This is a genomic window from Parabacteroides sp. AF17-3 (genome assembly GCF_003635445.1).
GTDB lineage: Bacteria > Bacteroidota > Bacteroidia > Bacteroidales > Tannerellaceae > Parabacteroides > Parabacteroides goldsteinii.
In genome coordinates, this window is sequence record NZ_QTMM01000014.1 from 193,304 (window position 1) to 209,472 (window position 16,169).

At 42.6% G+C, this 16,169-nt stretch carries 7 protein-coding genes; 2 read left to right on the forward strand and 5 right to left on the reverse strand.

The annotated features are described in order from the left end of the window. Positions 1–91: 91 nt before the first annotated feature. The 5 genes from DWW91_RS18820 to DWW91_RS18840 form a co-directional block, all read right to left on the reverse strand. A complete protein-coding gene (locus tag DWW91_RS18820; RefSeq protein WP_122328599.1) occupies positions 92–2,011 on the reverse strand; it encodes a SusD/RagB family nutrient-binding outer membrane lipoprotein in 1,920 nt (639 codons plus the stop codon). A gap of 226 nt (positions 2,012–2,237) precedes the next feature. Beyond that, complete coding sequence (locus tag DWW91_RS18825; RefSeq protein WP_122328600.1) at positions 2,238–5,405, reverse strand: SusC/RagA family TonB-linked outer membrane protein; 3,168 nt, start codon at positions 5,403–5,405, stop codon at positions 2,238–2,240. Between the two features lie 261 nt (positions 5,406–5,666). Then, complete coding sequence (locus DWW91_RS18830; RefSeq protein WP_122328601.1) at positions 5,667–6,308, reverse strand: hypothetical protein; 642 nt, start codon at positions 6,306–6,308, stop codon at positions 5,667–5,669. Positions 6,309–6,399: 91 nt separating this feature from the next. Continuing rightward, positions 6,400–8,265, reverse strand: coding sequence for a SusD/RagB family nutrient-binding outer membrane lipoprotein (locus DWW91_RS18835; protein ID WP_007658295.1), 1,866 nt, complete (start codon positions 8,263–8,265; stop codon positions 6,400–6,402). A 19-nt stretch (positions 8,266–8,284) separates the two neighbouring features. After that, positions 8,285–11,701: a SusC/RagA family TonB-linked outer membrane protein gene (locus DWW91_RS18840; protein WP_007658296.1), complete on the reverse strand. Its 3,417-nt coding sequence runs from the start codon at positions 11,699–11,701 to the stop codon at positions 8,285–8,287. Between the two features lie 692 nt (positions 11,702–12,393). On the opposite strand from DWW91_RS18840, the gene DWW91_RS18845 reads away from it, so the two are divergent. Both DWW91_RS18845 and DWW91_RS28140 read left to right on the forward strand, forming a co-directional pair. Further along, positions 12,394–15,816, forward strand: a complete 3,423-nt coding sequence (locus DWW91_RS18845) for a SusC/RagA family TonB-linked outer membrane protein (protein WP_010802675.1) — start codon at positions 12,394–12,396, stop codon at positions 15,814–15,816. Between the two features lie 31 nt (positions 15,817–15,847). Then, complete coding sequence (locus DWW91_RS28140) at positions 15,848–16,168, forward strand: hypothetical protein (RefSeq protein WP_233584526.1); 321 nt, start codon at positions 15,848–15,850, stop codon at positions 16,166–16,168. Position 16,169 lies beyond the last annotated feature (1 nt).

Sequence of the window (16,169 nt, forward strand, 5' to 3'; positions counted from 1 at the left end):
CCCTTGATAGAAAAGTAACAAAAGATCAAAGTAGCGAAATAGATGCAGCCTTGATCTTTTGCCTACTTTTCTATCAAGAGAAATGCAGGTCTCACTTCTGATTCCACCAAAGTGGCGTTGTCACTACATCGGGGCCGCCCAATAGCTCTAAGGCTTTTTGGTATCCTTCCAGGTTATTGGTCTGGATATTGGCCGGATAACGGTAGCGTTTCGGGTAGAAATCAAGGCGACATTCCTTGGCTGTTGCCATTGTCAGGGGAACCTGGTTCAATGGGTTGTAGTCTTTTTCTACAGCTTGGTTTTCAAAGAACGGGAGACCGAGGCGACGATGATCGCTCCATGCTTCTTCGGGTAACCAGGGTACCTGTGCGATATATTTCTGGGTAAGAATCTTTGTCAATGCGTCGTTGTTGTAAGCACCGCCGCGGTAAATTGAATTCTTCGGGAAGTTATAGGTCATTGTCTTATTTTCCTTTGTATAAGGATCGACATAATTGATGGTATAAGGCTTCGCTTCCGTTGTATGGGTGAAGCTGACGGAAGTACCTACCCGGTTATAATCCGTAGAGGACAGGTATTGAGAAACCTGGCTTTGCAGGCCATGATATTCGAAGCTGGCTGTGATGCCGCTTTCATAATTCGACTGGGCAGTGCCCGGTACCGTCCATCCTTTCAGAGCAGCTTCAGCTATCAGGAAATAGCTTTCCCACGGGCCGAAGAAGACGCGCTTCTGCGTATTCATACGGTATTGTTTTGCCATGGAAGGATAGTTGTAGTTCTTACCGGTCAAGGCGCTGACAAGGCCGGACAGGTTGTTCCATTCACCGGCTACCCAGGTACCCCAGGTATAACGCGGGTCGATCGTGAGCATCGGTTTGGAGTTATCGTTCGGGTCCATTAATTCAACGGGGTGTACTTCGCTGGCTGCACCGATATAGTCGGAATAAACCACACCGTCGTTCCAGCCTACTACGCTGAATAGTTTCGGTGCGCGGGGATCTACATACTGCGGAATGGCATCAAAGTAGAATCCGGCACATGGATCGTTGGTATTCAACGGGAAATGCTTGTTCAGATAGAGTCCCATATAGGTGTGGGGATCTTTCAGATGGCTCTTCAGGGAATCGGGAAGAGGAAATTCAATGCCTCCAAGTCCTTCGGCCAGGTTCTTGAAAGTCACAGACATAGGCTGTGCATTCCAGGTACGCGACATGACGCCTGTCAGGTCGTTCCAACCATCTTTCTCCTGTACGCCTGCCAGATCATCCAGTGACGAGATAAAGGTTTTGCTTGCCGCATCTTCAAATTCGGTCTTTGCCAGTTCGGGCGATACGGCCGAGATACGCATGGCATAACGCATACGCAGGGAGTTGGCATATTTCTTCCACTCATTGACATTTCCGGCATAGAAGGCATCCTCGCCTGCCATCGGCTCCATATTGATAGAAGGATCGAGAGAGACTTCAGCTTCTTTCAACTCTTTGAGGATGAAACCATAGATAGCCTCTACACTGTCGTATTCGCCGGGTACGCCGGTGAAAGCCGACAAAGCCGGGATAGGTCCGAAGCCGTCGGATACTTCAGCATTCAGATAAGCACGCCAGATACGGGCCATCTGAACCACATTTTTATAATAAGGATATTGTTCGGCTTCGCCTGCCTCGATCTTCTTTTCTCCCAGTTCGATAGCCTGGGTGGCTTTGTTGAGCCAGCCTACGGCATAGGAGTTGCTGAGGTAGAGGGTGATATAATCGTTATTGTCCGTACCGATCGTGAATCCGCTACCTCGGTTGAAGCGAGCGGCACGATTCCATTCGGCAATGAAGATACGTTCGGCAATCTCTGGATTCATCTGCGCCCCGATGATGGAGGCATTGAGAAACCATTCCGGCTTCACTTTGTCTTCGCCCACTTGGTTAGGGTCTTCATTTATCTCCTGAAAATCGTTACAGGAAGAGAACAAAGCCGCTAATGTGAACATGCCGGTAAGCAATATATTCTTTGTATTCATCTTATTTTGTTCTTAGTAGTTGATAATTGATATTTATGAATGATTATAATTAGATTTTAGCAGATGATATTTATTCGTAATTTTCAATATTGCTTGTTCCATGTATGCTACATTACCACTTCCATGTCTGCTACATTACCACTTCCGTGTCTGCTACATTACTTATTCCATGTCTGCTACATTACTTATTCCATTAGATGGAACAAAATATATCTGCTATCTAATACTAGAAACCAACTGTTACATTAAACGTAAATGAACGGCTTGTCGGAGCTGCCCCATTCTCGAATCCGGTAGCATTCGTATTGGTTGCTGAAACAGATTCAGGGTCGATGCCCGGCAGGTTATAATGGATCATCCAGACGTTATTGCATGTCGCAGACAAACGCAGGCGCTGGAACGGAGTATTCTTTAGCATCGCTTTATTGAAATCATATCCTAACGTAATATTACGTAAACGGATATTCGTTGCATCGTATGTGTACATTTCCGGCAAGCCGTAATTACCGGTTGATCCGATACGTTCCCAATAATTCTGATGGGTGACGGGTACTTTATTTTCCGTATAGCCGTTGGGAGTCTGGACAACCGAATTAGGGACAATGAAGTCCTGTCGTTCGCCGTTTACTACTGTCCCGGCCGCATTACCACGGGTGTACAGGTTGGAAGCGGTTGCCGAATAAAGGTCGCCACCAATACGGAAGTCCACCAGAAAACTCAGGTTGAAGCCTTTGTATGAAAAGCTGTTCGTCCATCCCAGCATCCAGTCGGGACTCTGGTTGCCGACTTTCGATTTGCCGGTCGTGATCAATGGAAGTCCGTCTTCACCGACAATGATCTTGCCGTAGTTAGGATCATTCTTGTCTTCCACACGTTGGAAGGTTTGCCCGTAGATATCACCATAATAACTGCCTTGCACGGCTACGATCTGGATGGCATCCAGCGTTTTTATATCATAGAGGGTAACACCCGGATAGAGGTCGATGATCTTGTTTCGGTTCAGGGAGAACTGTGCTGTCGAGTTCCAGCTTAGTCCTTTGGGATTGTCGAGAATTAAGCCGTTCAGAGAGATTTCAACGCCTTCATTCTGAATATTACCGGCATTTACCTTGCGGGAACTATATCCGGAGAAGGGGTCCATCGGAAGGTTGAGCAGCTGCCGGGTGGCATTGGTTTTATACCAGGCGGCATCCAGTCCGAGGCGGTTGTTGAAAAAGCGGATATCGAAACCGGCTTCCCATGATTTGATCAACTCGCTGCGCACGTTGGAGTCGTAAAGTACGTTTCCGGGAGCGGCTGTCGTATTCCCATTTTCATCCTTACCGACGGTGAAGTTATTGTATAACTGATACGGATCGAGGTCGTTACCGACTTCGGCATAGGAAGCTCTCACCTTGGCAAAGGTAAACCATTCAGGCATCTGTCCGCCCAGTTTAGGCACCATGTCGGAGATCACTCCGGACAGGCTGACCGAGGGATAGAAATAAGAACGGTTGGCTTTCGACATGGTAGACGACCAGTCGTTACGTGCCGTAATATCCAGGAACAGATAGCCGTCCCAGTTCAATTGCAACGATCCGTAAAGCGAATTCATCTTTCGGCGGATCAGTTCAGAGGTTACCGTCGGTTTATTAATACCATTGTTCAGTGAGAAGAGGTTTGGCACAAGCAATTCGCCGGCCGAGGCATTCATCTTCGTTCGCCTCTGTATCATCAGGTTACCACCGAAAGTAACGAAACCACCCAGGCGGTCGATCAGGTTATCTTTATTGGCGGTAGCCAGGAAGCTGTAGTTGTTTTCGTAAAATGTCTCGGAACCTTCGCTGTATAAACCGCTGGGGGTTGTATTACCTCCGGCATATACTTTTTCGTTCTTAGTCGTTGTATAATAGTCTGTACCGCCTCTCAATTCGATATTGAACCAGTTGGTGGGAGCGTATTTCAATGCGATGTTACCCAGCAAACGGTTACGGGTATCGTTGTTCTGGCGGTATTTCGTCACCCAGTATGGGTTTTCCTGCGGGTTCTTCGAAGCGTCCCACCAGATCATGTTTCCATCTTCGTCCACACTATTCTTAAAGTCAGCCACATTCAGCGAACGGGGCAGGTTGTAGATCGTGTTGAAAGCATTGGAAGGGTTGACACCCTGGATCGGGCGGTTGTGGGCATTCAGATTGATATAGTTCACTTTGGCATCTACCTTCCACTTTTCGGCTTCGTCGAGGAAAGTGGTGGCACGCAAGGTGATATTCGTTTTGTTCAGCTTCGACTCCGGAGTAATACCTGCATCATCCGAACGGTTGATGGAAGAAAAGACCGACGTCCCTTTTATATTCTGCTGGAAGCTGATACCTTCATTAAAAGAAGTACCGGTATTAAAGAAAGCATCTATATTATCGTACGTCCTCAAAGGAACCTGGCGTCCCATCCAGTCGGTAACCGTCTGTCCTTCCGCCTTCGGTCCCCAGCTCAATCGTGACTGGTTATCGTAAGCACCGACCGATCCTTGTCCGAAACTGTTCTGCATATCCGGTTTCAGGAAAATCGACTCGGTTGTGATACCGGCATTGACCGTAATACCCAGCCCTTCATTCTTCTTTCCCGACTTGGTCGTAATAAGTATCACCCCGTTACCGGCCCTTGAACCGTATAAAGCCGCAGCCGAAGCACCTTTCAGCACAGTCATCGACTCGATATCTTCGGGATTGATGTCGGAAAGACCGTTACCCATATCGGCACCGGAGTTACCCCATACATCATCGACCCCGCCTGTGAAGTTATCCATCGGCGTACCGTCGACAACGATCAGTGGCTGGTTACTACCGGTCAGCGAGTTATTACCACGGAGCACAATCTTCGAAGACCCTCCCACCCCATTGCTGGAGCGTACGATCTGTAAGCCGGAGACTTTACCCGACAAAGAGTTGGCCAGGTTAGGTTCGCGTGAAGAGAGCAGTTCGTCACCTTTCAGTTCCTGCATAGCGTAACCCAGTGCTTTCTTGTCACGTTTCATACCTAAGGCGGTAACAACAACTTCATCCAGTTTCTGGGCATCTTCTTCGAGTTTAACATTGAGAGCGGTTTGTCCGGTGTAAGGAATATCTTGTGTGGCAAAGCCAATGAAGGATATTTGGATAATGTCTCCCTTCTTTACACCTTCCAGCGTGAAATGGCCGTCCATATCGGTCATCGTCCCGTTTGTGGTACCTTTAATTACAACAGAAGCCCCTGCGACGGGTCCGAACTCGTCTTCCACTGTTCCCGTAATCTTCGTATCCTGTTGGGAAATGTCAATAGCAGGATTCCCGGTATTCGGATTGGCAACGGCGTTTCCGGTAAAGCCCAACGCGCCCGCCAGGAGAATCATGCTGACAGATTTGAATCTTTTCAACATACTGATGTTTTTTGTTTAATTTATTAGATCTATGCATTTGGCGTCAACCAATGTCATTTGGTAATATAAACAGAAAGAAACAAGAGTTGTTGCAAGATTAACATTGGGGAAGAAGGTTGATATCTCTTCCTCATTCTTTTACTAAATCAATAAATAGGAAACAATTCAGGGGATGTAGAACTGTCCTTCTCTACATCCCCTGAATCATGAAATAATATTTTTTTAGATATACTTACATATTAATGTAGAAAAACATACACTCTATAAGCCCATGCAATAATTAGATAATTCTATCACTTGCTCCGGATTTTTCATATTTATATTATGTTCTTTTATATAAATCCTGATTAGTTCCTCTTTACCGGGAAAAAGCTTTAACAGCGACTTCTCATTGCGGAACTTAACAGGCTTATCAGTACGGAAAAACCAGTAATCATTGTCATTGATTTCTTCCATTATATCCGGATTTTCTACCTTATAATAGCCCTTGTTATAAAAACTGGTATTAATAGAAGTTGTCGTCGTGCTCTGATTTGCATAGCCGTAAGCTCCTTGCCTGCCTTTATAAAGTTCTCTCAGTGACCAATTGATATACAAATTGCCATTAGGCATTTCTACCACTTCCAGAAAATTCCGGCTGTATGGGATAAACTTATGAGAAGCAATAAAGACGGTATCGATCGCCTGTGTATTTGTCAGGATCATGATCTCATCTTGTTGTTTAAATTTCATTTTCCTGTTACTTCCGTCATAATTCAACAGGGCATTTGTCTTTGCTCCGTTTTTCATTAATACGACTCCCTGGGTGAAATCATCCAGCAGATAAATAGACTTCCTTTGTGCATAACCGGTCTCAGTGATAAGCGAGATCAAAAAAATGATGAATGTGATCTGATATTTCATATTTATTTGTATGATTTAAAGACAAAGAGGGAAGAATATTGACAATCCTTCCCTCTTCTTTATTATTTAATCTATTTACAAAGATATACCTTTAAAAATTAGGACCTTCACCAAAGTTAGGTGCTCCCTTATCATACCATATACGTTCACGGTTCAATGTAGCCGGATCTTGTGTACCTGTCGTAAATCCTTGTGCTTCATAAGCAGTCTTCTTGATAGTATACATCAAATCACTCTGAAGCGGAGTATTGATAGTCCAACGACGCGGGATCTGGAAGTTTGCATCGTCATCTGTAAAGTTTTCCCATGCCAATACTTTACTATCTTTCATAGGAACACCTGAACGACGAACCTGTACGAACTGTTCATTCGGGAACAACAGGAAGTGAACATACTGCTGGATATATACTTTTTCCAACTGTTCCTTTGTAGAACCGGACAGTTTGTATTTCTCGTTTGCAAGCAAAGCATCGATTTCACCATCTTCCAGTTTGATAGTCTTTTCAAACTCTTTGTCATATACACTAGAATAATACGGAATCTGATTCAAAGAAGCCAGTTTGTCATATTCCTGAACAGACAGACGGATACCTTCCTGATAATAGCTTTCAGCCGAACCAGGCAAGTTAGCACCCAGCAATTTCAATTCGGCCAGATACAAAGCTACTTCTGCAGAAGAGTAATGTAAACCATACCATGCACGGTCCTGATCGTCGATCGTAGCAGAAACACCCGGAGCATCAGGGAAAGTATAGTCTTTCTGACCCTGCAACATTTCACGGTTCATACGAGCCAACGGATAATACTGCTTTTCACCACCGTCTTCTGTAGGCAGTTTAAATTTGTCGTAATTGAAATAAGCGTTGTTTATTTCAGCATTTTCTCTGGCAGAAGTCTGCACCGGACTACCGAAGTAACGAACCCAAGGTTCACCCGGAGCTTTCCAACCTTCAAATTTACCGTCTTTGATCTCAGCCACTTCTTTAATATAAGGAGGCAGTTCTTTCTTATTATCCAAGAAAGCCTGTACCACTTTAGAGTTAAAGTCATTCTTCTGGAAAATAAAACGAACACGCGGGTCTTTATTGTCAACCAGGAAGTTGATCAGTTGTTTAGAACCGATACCTTTACTCTGCCCATCCAGTACATCATCTCCAAAGTGATATTCCTGAGAACCTTTGCAATAGATGAAATCATCATCCAAACCAGACATGATGCCAGCCTTATTATTCACAGCTTCTTCAGCAATAGCCAGTGCCTTTGCCTTATCAACATGCAACATACGAACGGCAATCTTCAACTTCAGGGAGTTGGCGAATTTAGCCCATAACTTGGTGTCTCCTTTGTAAACGAAATCCTGTGCATCCAGCTTCACCTGATTTGGTTTGTCAGCCAACAGCACATCGATCGTTTCATTCAGCTGATCCAACCAGATAGGGAACAATTCTTCCTGACTTTGATAAGCCGGAGTCAGGATCTCTTCATGCAATCCTCTGCCTGCTTCCGTATAGGCGATTGAACCATACATATCCGTACCGAAGATACCCAGATATACCAATAACGGATTTGCGAGGACATTGATATTTTCATAGGTAGCCTTTTCGTTTTCATCCATTAACGATAATACATGCTTGATTTCTTCAGCATATAACTTCACATTAATAACCTGGCTCTGCGATCCTTCAAAAGCACCCATCAGGTTCAAAGAAGAAGTATTACCGCCATCAGGCACATTAGCTTGCGTCCAACGCAATGTATAAGCCAGATTATTATAAAACCATTGCTGGTATTTCGACGGTTCGAATTCACTTAACATCTGTGTAAACAAATAGCGCACATCTGCTTTCGTGATAGCAGACTGGTTGGTATTTGTTTTAGCGAAATCGTCCTGACACCCCGGAGCTACCATCAGAGAAGTTCCTAACAGGGTTGCTGCTAAAAAAGATTTATATCTCATAATTTGCTTCATTTATTAATTAGAAATCCAAATTGATAGTGAACATATAGCTGGATGTGATCGGGCTGTTTGAACGTTCACGGAACTCAGCCGATTTGTTACTACGCACACTTTCCGGATTAATATTGTTTGGTAATGAGTTATACAGGTAACCCAGATTTCTTGCACTGAATGACAGGTTCAGTCCCTTTGCACCTATTTTAGAGGCGATGGTCTTCGGTACGCGGTATCCTAATGTGATTTCGCGTAATGCGATATAACTCAGGTCATGTACCCAGTAATCGTTTACAGTACCAGTACCCCACTGGTTACTCCAATAGTGATAATCAGAAGCATGTACCGGTTCCAAATATCCCTTATTCACAGCATCAGCAAAACTCATGCCGCCCAGGTCGCGTTTAACACCGTCTACACAAGTAGCCATTGTACCAGCTTCGAATACACCTTCAGGAATCACACCGTCATGGAATGTCATACCCTTAGAATCTCCGTAGTTTGAAGTCCAGGTAATACCACCATGTTCTTCATCACGGAAGTCTAAAGAAGATTGGGTAAATCCATAAGCCTGTCCGTATTTATTAGAATAAGAAGCAACCTTTCCACCGATACGGGCATCCAGGGCAACACGCAAACTCAGGTCTTTCCAGGTTACGCCTGTAGCAATAGAACCCATAAACTTCGGAACCAGGCTACCTACTTCTTCAGCAGTGCCGCTACGTTGAGCAAATGCAGAACGATAAGAATCACGCCATGTCAATACGGTTTCACCATTTTCATTCTTTTTAGGCATTGCATCAGACATCAACATACCATAAGAACCACCAACAATCGCAACAGAACCTACACGATAGTTACCGTAAGCTACATCACCTTCCAAGGCAATATAGTTTGCTACGTTCGGGTGAAGTTCAACGATCTTGTTCGAGTTCTTTGTAAATGTGAAGTCCAATGTCCATTCCCAGTCTTTGTTTTTGAAAGGAATCGTATTCAAGGCAATTTCAACACCGGAGTTCTGAATATTACCTGCATTGATCAACTGTTTGCTGATACCTGATTCGGACGGGATAGCAATTGTCATAATCTGATCAGTCGTATTTTCCTTGTAGTAAGTTGCATCCAAGGCGATACGGCTGTCGAATATACGCCAGTCCAAACCGATTTCCCATGAATTTTTACGTTCAGGTTTCAGGTTCGGGCTGAACAGTTTCTTATTATCATCATTCCAATAGTTCGTAAAGATATTGGAACCATCCGGCTGCAATAAAGAACCCAATGTATAATAAGAATAAATAGAATACGGGCTGGCATCGTTACCTACCTGTGCCCATGAACCACGGATCTTAGCCAGGTTAATCCATTCAGGCATTTGATCACGGAATGTTTCATTGATCAACCATGATCCACCGATAGACGGATAGAAATAGGAGTAGTTACCCGTTCCGTTGGTATAGATCAAACCGGAAGACCAGTCATTACGTCCTGTAATATCCAGGAACAACTGGTTTCTCCAACTCAGGTTCACAGCAGCAACTGCGGAAAGAATACGTTTTGTATTTTTAATTTCTGCCGTCGTTTTAGAGGTATTCAAAGAGTTACCGACAAAATACTGACCGGGAACAGCCAGACCACCATCTGTTTTAGATGTCTGAGTAGCTGCACTTGTCGTATAGTATTCACCACGAAGGAAACCACCGATATGGAAATCCTTTACATCTTTATTAAAGGTAAAAGTTCCGCCGAAAGTAGTCTGCTTATTATACTCCTGACCCATTTCGTAAAAACCGCCTTTGTTATTGTAGCCTTCGCCTAATTGTTTATCTTCCCAGCTGGTATAATAATAGTTCATATTACCTTCAGCACGGAAAGACAACCAGTCTAACATCTTAACATTGATCTCAACAGTCGGACGAACAACAGTTTCCTTACGGGTTTTATCGTTATTGTCTATCTTAAACCACAAACTCTTACCCGGCACACTACCATACTTATCGCCATAGTCATTGCTGGCCAGACCAGTATGATGGTCACCCAGATATTTATCGCGGAAATAATTAGTATCGTACATGGTTGAATAAGTTCCGGTTGCGAAACTTTCACCAATATTGATCTGTGCGTTCTTCGGCGTAGAGTTTGCAAAGCTGATAGAAGCATTTACATCTACACGGTTACTGATCTTATGAGAACCTTTCAGCAACAAAGAGTAACGTTCAAAATCATTGTTTTCAACAATACCTTTAGCCTTCTTGTAAGAGATGGAAGAAAAATAATTGGTTGTTTCGTTTCCACCGCGAACAGACACATTGGTATTTGAGTTCAACCCGGTCTGGTAAGCATCCGACATGTTGCTCTCGATCGGTGAATACGAAGTCATTGTTCCATCGTAGTTCTCGATCTGACGACCGTCATAACGCGGTCCCCACAACATGGTTGAAGCACCGATAACCGTTCCCTCTCCTCTTGAGTTCAAACGGAACTGATTCTGATCCCATTTCTTATAGCTGCCGTCCGCATTCACTTCTCCGTAGCTGATATCTCCACCGATCGTTCCGGGGCCATAAAGCATTTGACGCTCCATACCTCCGTGTGCACGATCCAGACCGAATGTCTGAGAAACAGAAACACCGAAACCGGTAGCACCTTTTCCACTCTTAGTCGTGATCACAACTGCACCGTTCAAACCACGTGAACCGTACAAAGCAGTAGCGGCAGCACCTTTCAATACAGATACAGTTTCAAAGTCATCCGGGTTCAGGTTCTTCAGCATATTACCGTAGTCATTAGCATTCGAATCCCAGTCGGAAGAACCGGTACCAGACAAATCATTCGACAGAATAACGCCATCCACAACATAAATAGGCTGGTTGTTGCCGTTCAAAGTGGAAGCTCCACGAATTTGAATTTTAGTAGCACCAAACATACCGCCATCAGAAGATGCAATTTCAACACCAGCCACTTTTCCTTGCAAAGAAGCTACCGGGTTAATAGCATTTGTTTTCAATTCATCACCTTTCAATTCAGTTACAGCGTAACCCAAGGCTTTTTCTGAGCGTTTCATACCCAGGGCAGTTACAACTACTTCATCCAGTTTCTGGGTATCTTCTGCTAATTTAACAGAGATAGTTCCTTGTCCAGTGTACTTGATTTCCTGAGTTGCATACCCAATAAAAGATATCTGGATGATATCTCCACTTTTCACACCTTCCAAAGTAAAATTACCGTCCATGTCGGTAATGTTACCATTTGTTGTTCCTTTCACTACTACAGATGCTCCGGCAACGGGACCGAATTCATCCTCAACTGTTCCCGTAACTTTTCCGTCTTGCTGGGAAATACTAGTTCTCGGCCCTGCTGTAACCGTATCCGCAGACGCATATCCGGGGATACCTAGTGTACCGGCTAACAGCAATAAGCCTACAGGCTTAAAGTTTTTCAACATAATTGATGGTTTTATTTGAACATTAATAGACAATGTTTTGGCGAAACAAAAGTCTGTTCTTTATTTTGGATATAACTTTACAAAGCGATTTAGAGCCTGGCGTATATTTAGTTGGCGTTATTACCTTAGTTCTAAAAGAACTCTGTACATTTTATATCCGCGACAAATATATGAAATAATTATTACCCCGTGTTATTTTTCGTCAAAAAAATATCGTGGGATTTTGTTTTTAACACATTGGCTAACAATAATCAATCGTAATTAAGTTAATTCAATACTCAAATTCTGTCTTATTTGTTAAATAGCTTTATGATTTTTCTTCAACCAAACTTTCCTTCATTTTCTCATTAACATTTATAAATGTGCTATATTTTACCTAAAAATCTAACAACAAATAATTCCATTCAAAAGACAGACCATATTATAAATCTCTTACCTGACTACTAAACAACACATTAGCCAACATGCACATTTCTATATAATTAGCTATATTGGATTAAGTTCTTTTAGTACTTATATCCATCTTTTGTTGATTTACCGAAAACACTATAGTCCTTTTAGTACTATGAACGACTTATAACGCCAAATCATACAAGCGTTCCTACTCAAAGTCTCTATATTTTATACCAAAATGAATTAAAAGGTGCTTTTTACGCCAAAATAGCATCTGAGTATAATAAAAACCATCAATTATGTTGAAAAACTTTAAACCGGTTAGCTTAATTTTAGTTGCTGGAGCGTTATGTTTTCCTAAAGTATACGCAAACACAGCACCTGTTAAGTCGGAAGTGAACATTTCTCAGCAAAGCGGGAAGGTCACAGGTACAGTAGAAGATGATTTCGGCCCTGTTGCCGGAGCGTCTGTCGTAGTGAAAGGGACAACCAATGGGTCAATTACCGATATGGACGGTAACTTTACATTGGAAGGAGTAAAGAGTGGTGACGTTATTCTGATTTCTTTTATAGGTTACGCAACCCAGGAAATCAAATATACGGGACAACCTTCTTTACCAATTAAACTAATTGAAGATGCACAAAAATTAGATGAAGTAGTTGTTACCGCTTTAGGTATGAAACGCGAAACTAAAGCGTTAGGTTACGCCGTGACTGAATTAAAGGGAGAAGAGTTACTTAATAATTCTATTAATCCGGTTTCAGCTTTGCAAGGTAAAGTAGCAGGTGTTGAAATTGCAGGGTCAGACGGAGGTATGTTCGGTTCAACAAAAATCCAGATTCGTGGTGCTTCTACTTTAGGTAAAAACAATCAACCTATTTATGTTGTTGACGGTATTATTTTAGACAATTCCATCAGGAATGGAGATGCCGACTGGGATTCCAATAACTATGACTACGGTAATGAGTTAAAGAACTTGAACCCGGACGACTTTGAAACAGTTTCCGTTTTGAAAGGTGCAGCTGCAACTGCATTATATGGTTCACGTGGTTTGAATGGTGCTGTTGTCATTACAACAAAATCAGGTAAAGGACAAAAGGGTATCGGAGTTAACGTAACACAGACTTTAGGCATCGACCACATGTTTAAACAGCCTGGATTGCAGAACAAATACGGACGTGGTAATTATACAGGAAATGTCGGTTATGGAGAAACCGATGCTGAAGGTAATTATTATTTGTATGACAACCTCGGTCAGTTCTATCTGAACTCTGCCGGAAACCCGACTTTGGTCGGAGGAACAGGCCGTCATTGGGGACCTGCTTTTGACGGAAGAGATATTGAAAATTTCGATTATAGCACAATCGCATACAGTCCTGTAGAAAATAACTTTAAAGATGCTTATAATCTAGGATTCAATAGCAATACAAACATTTCCGTTAGCGGTAGTTCTGAAAAGACTTCATTCTACACCTCTTTATCTTATAAATACGCAAACGGAACATTACCAAACAATAGTTTCGACCGTGTATCTTTTCTAGCTAAAGCATCGCACAAGTTAACCAATAAAGTAGAAATTGAAGCATCTATTTCTTTTGCAAATTCAAATCCGAAGAATGCTCAACCGAATATCGGAGAGCTATTTGTAGACGGCACATGGGGACGTACTTACGACACACAGTACTTCCGTAAACGCTACAAAGGATCTCACGGTGGATTGGCTAGTGCCGATTATGGAGATGAATATGGCAACAACCCTGGACGAAGCACTTGGTGGAACATTTATGAGAATGATTACTCACAAAAGGAAACTTCTGTTCGTCCAACCTTGGTTTTAACGGCCGATTTAACAGACTGGATGAAATTCCGTGCTGAAGGAAACTACAATTATTATTATACCCGCTATGAAAGCAAAAAGCCAGGAGACGGATATGCCAATACTAATAGCGGATATTACGGAATGGGATTGTACACAAAAGAACAGACCAATTTTAATGCATCATTTACATTTAATAAAAGTGTAAGCGATTTCACATTCGGTGGTTTTATCCGTGGAGAATATTATAACAACATGCAACAAACAATGGCAGAAAATACAAACGGAGGTCTGGTTGTACCTAACCAATATTTTATTGCTAACTCCATCAACACACCATCATATAGCGGTAAGATTGAAGGGGAAAAACGGATGTTATCCCTATCATTCCAGGCTAGTGCCAGTTGGAAAGACCAACTTTTCCTGGATGTAACCGGACGTAACGACTGGTCCTCTTCATTGGTTTATTCAGACGGTCATGGAAATTATTCATACTTTTACCCATCTGTCTCCGGATCATGGTTGATACATGAAACACTTCGCGACCAGTTACCGGAATGGATATCCTTTGCTAAAATACGTGCTTCATGGGCACAGGTTGGTAATGACACAGAGGCTTATACTATCAACTCTGCCTATTCACTGATGACGGGTCAACTACAAAACGGAGATAATATTTATGCATTAAGTATTCCGTCTACAGCCTACTCAAATGATTTGAAGCCCGAACGTAAAAATGCATGGGAAATAGGTTTGGACTGGCGCTTCTTGTCTAACAGAATCGGTCTTGATTTCACTTATTATAAAGAAAACACCAAAAATCAGATCATGTCGATCAGCGTTCCTGGTATTTCCGGCATCAACAGTCAGTATATCAACGCAGGAAACATCCAGAACAGAGGTCTTGAAATTGCACTGAACACAACACCAATCAAAACAAAAGACTGGCAATGGGATTTGGATTTCACCTATACTAAAAATGAAAATAAGATAATAGAATTGCATCCGAATGTAGCAAATTATATTACATTGTCTGGTGAAGTTAGTTACGGAAACTATCGTGTAGGTTCAGTTGCAAAAGTCGGCGAATCGTACGGAGTATTGATGAGTGACTCTAAAGCCAAAATAGATAAAGCAACTGGTCTGCCTATCCTAAATGCTGTTGATTATTATGGGGGTAATAAAGGAATGCACGCTATGTACTACCAACGCAGTGGCGAAGCAGAAATCATTGGTTCGTTGGTTCCGGACTTCTTAGGCTCTGTTAGCACTTCGTTAACCTATAAGAACTGGAGTTTACGTGCATTATTTGATATGCGCTTCGGAGGATATGTAGCCTCTTATGCAAATCGTTATGGTACAGCTTATGGGTTTACAGAAACGTCTTTGAAATGGCGTGATTCGGAAAATGGAGGTATGACTTATACTTCTATCTGGGATGGTCAAACATATCATGACGGTATTATTCCAGTCGGTTTGATCGAAGGTGGTATTTCCATACCCCTGCCTGACGGAACTTCTTATACTGTAGCCGAAGGTGGCGAAACTTATGAATCTTTGCATAGCAAAGGGCTGTTGGATCCACAGCACGCTTCAGCATGGCATTATTGGAATAATGCATGGGGGACAGGTACTGTAAACGATGCATGGTTGAAAAAGTTGAATTATATTGCTGTACGTGAAATTACATTATCATACAGAATGCCTCAAAAGTTTGCTAATAAAATTGGTGCACAACATTTGAATTTATCTGTATCTGGACGAAATCTGGGTTATCTGTTGAATACAATGCCCGACGGGGTAAATCCTGAATCTGTTCGCGGTACAGTTGCTTCCGAATTTCGTGTTCGTTCTTTCAGCGGTTTGACAGCGAATTACACATTTACTGTTAATGTCGGATTCTAAACTAAAATCAGAAACATTAAATTGATTAATCATGAACAATTATCGTAATATATTATTGGGATTGGGATTAAGTGCAACGATAGTATGCACAACCGGATGTCGCGATGAATTTTCAGACATCAACTCCAGTCCTACTCAAGTAACAAAGGCTGAGCCATCTTATCTTTTCACACAGGCCGTTATGGATTTTGAACCTTTTAGTTACACTTATTGGTTCTACGACTCACCGATGTTGACAGCCTGGAGTCAGATGGCTGTACCTACAGGCAGTTTTATTGACAACTGCGGTTGGCGGTGTAGGCTATGTGAATGTATTAAAACTGGCACACGAGATTACATTTTTACGCTCTAAC

What these genes read in the sequence shown, in the direction of transcription:
- DWW91_RS18820 (WP_122328599.1), bottom strand. Translation starts at nt 2,011, where the DNA reads ATGAATACAAAGAATATATTGCTTACCGGCATGTTCACATTAGCGGCT.
- DWW91_RS18825 (WP_122328600.1), bottom strand. Translation starts at nt 5,405, where the DNA reads ATGTTGAAAAGATTCAAATCTGTCAGCATGATTCTCCTGGCGGGCGCG.
- DWW91_RS18830 (WP_122328601.1), bottom strand. Translation starts at nt 6,308, where the DNA reads ATGAAATATCAGATCACATTCATCATTTTTTTGATCTCGCTTATCACT.
- DWW91_RS18835 (WP_007658295.1), bottom strand. Translation starts at nt 8,265, where the DNA reads ATGAGATATAAATCTTTTTTAGCAGCAACCCTGTTAGGAACTTCTCTG.
- DWW91_RS18840 (WP_007658296.1), bottom strand. Translation starts at nt 11,701, where the DNA reads ATGTTGAAAAACTTTAAGCCTGTAGGCTTATTGCTGTTAGCCGGTACA.
- DWW91_RS18845 (WP_010802675.1), top strand. Translation starts at nt 12,394, where the DNA reads ATGTTGAAAAACTTTAAACCGGTTAGCTTAATTTTAGTTGCTGGAGCG.
- DWW91_RS28140 (WP_233584526.1), top strand. Translation starts at nt 15,848, where the DNA reads ATGAACAATTATCGTAATATATTATTGGGATTGGGATTAAGTGCAACG.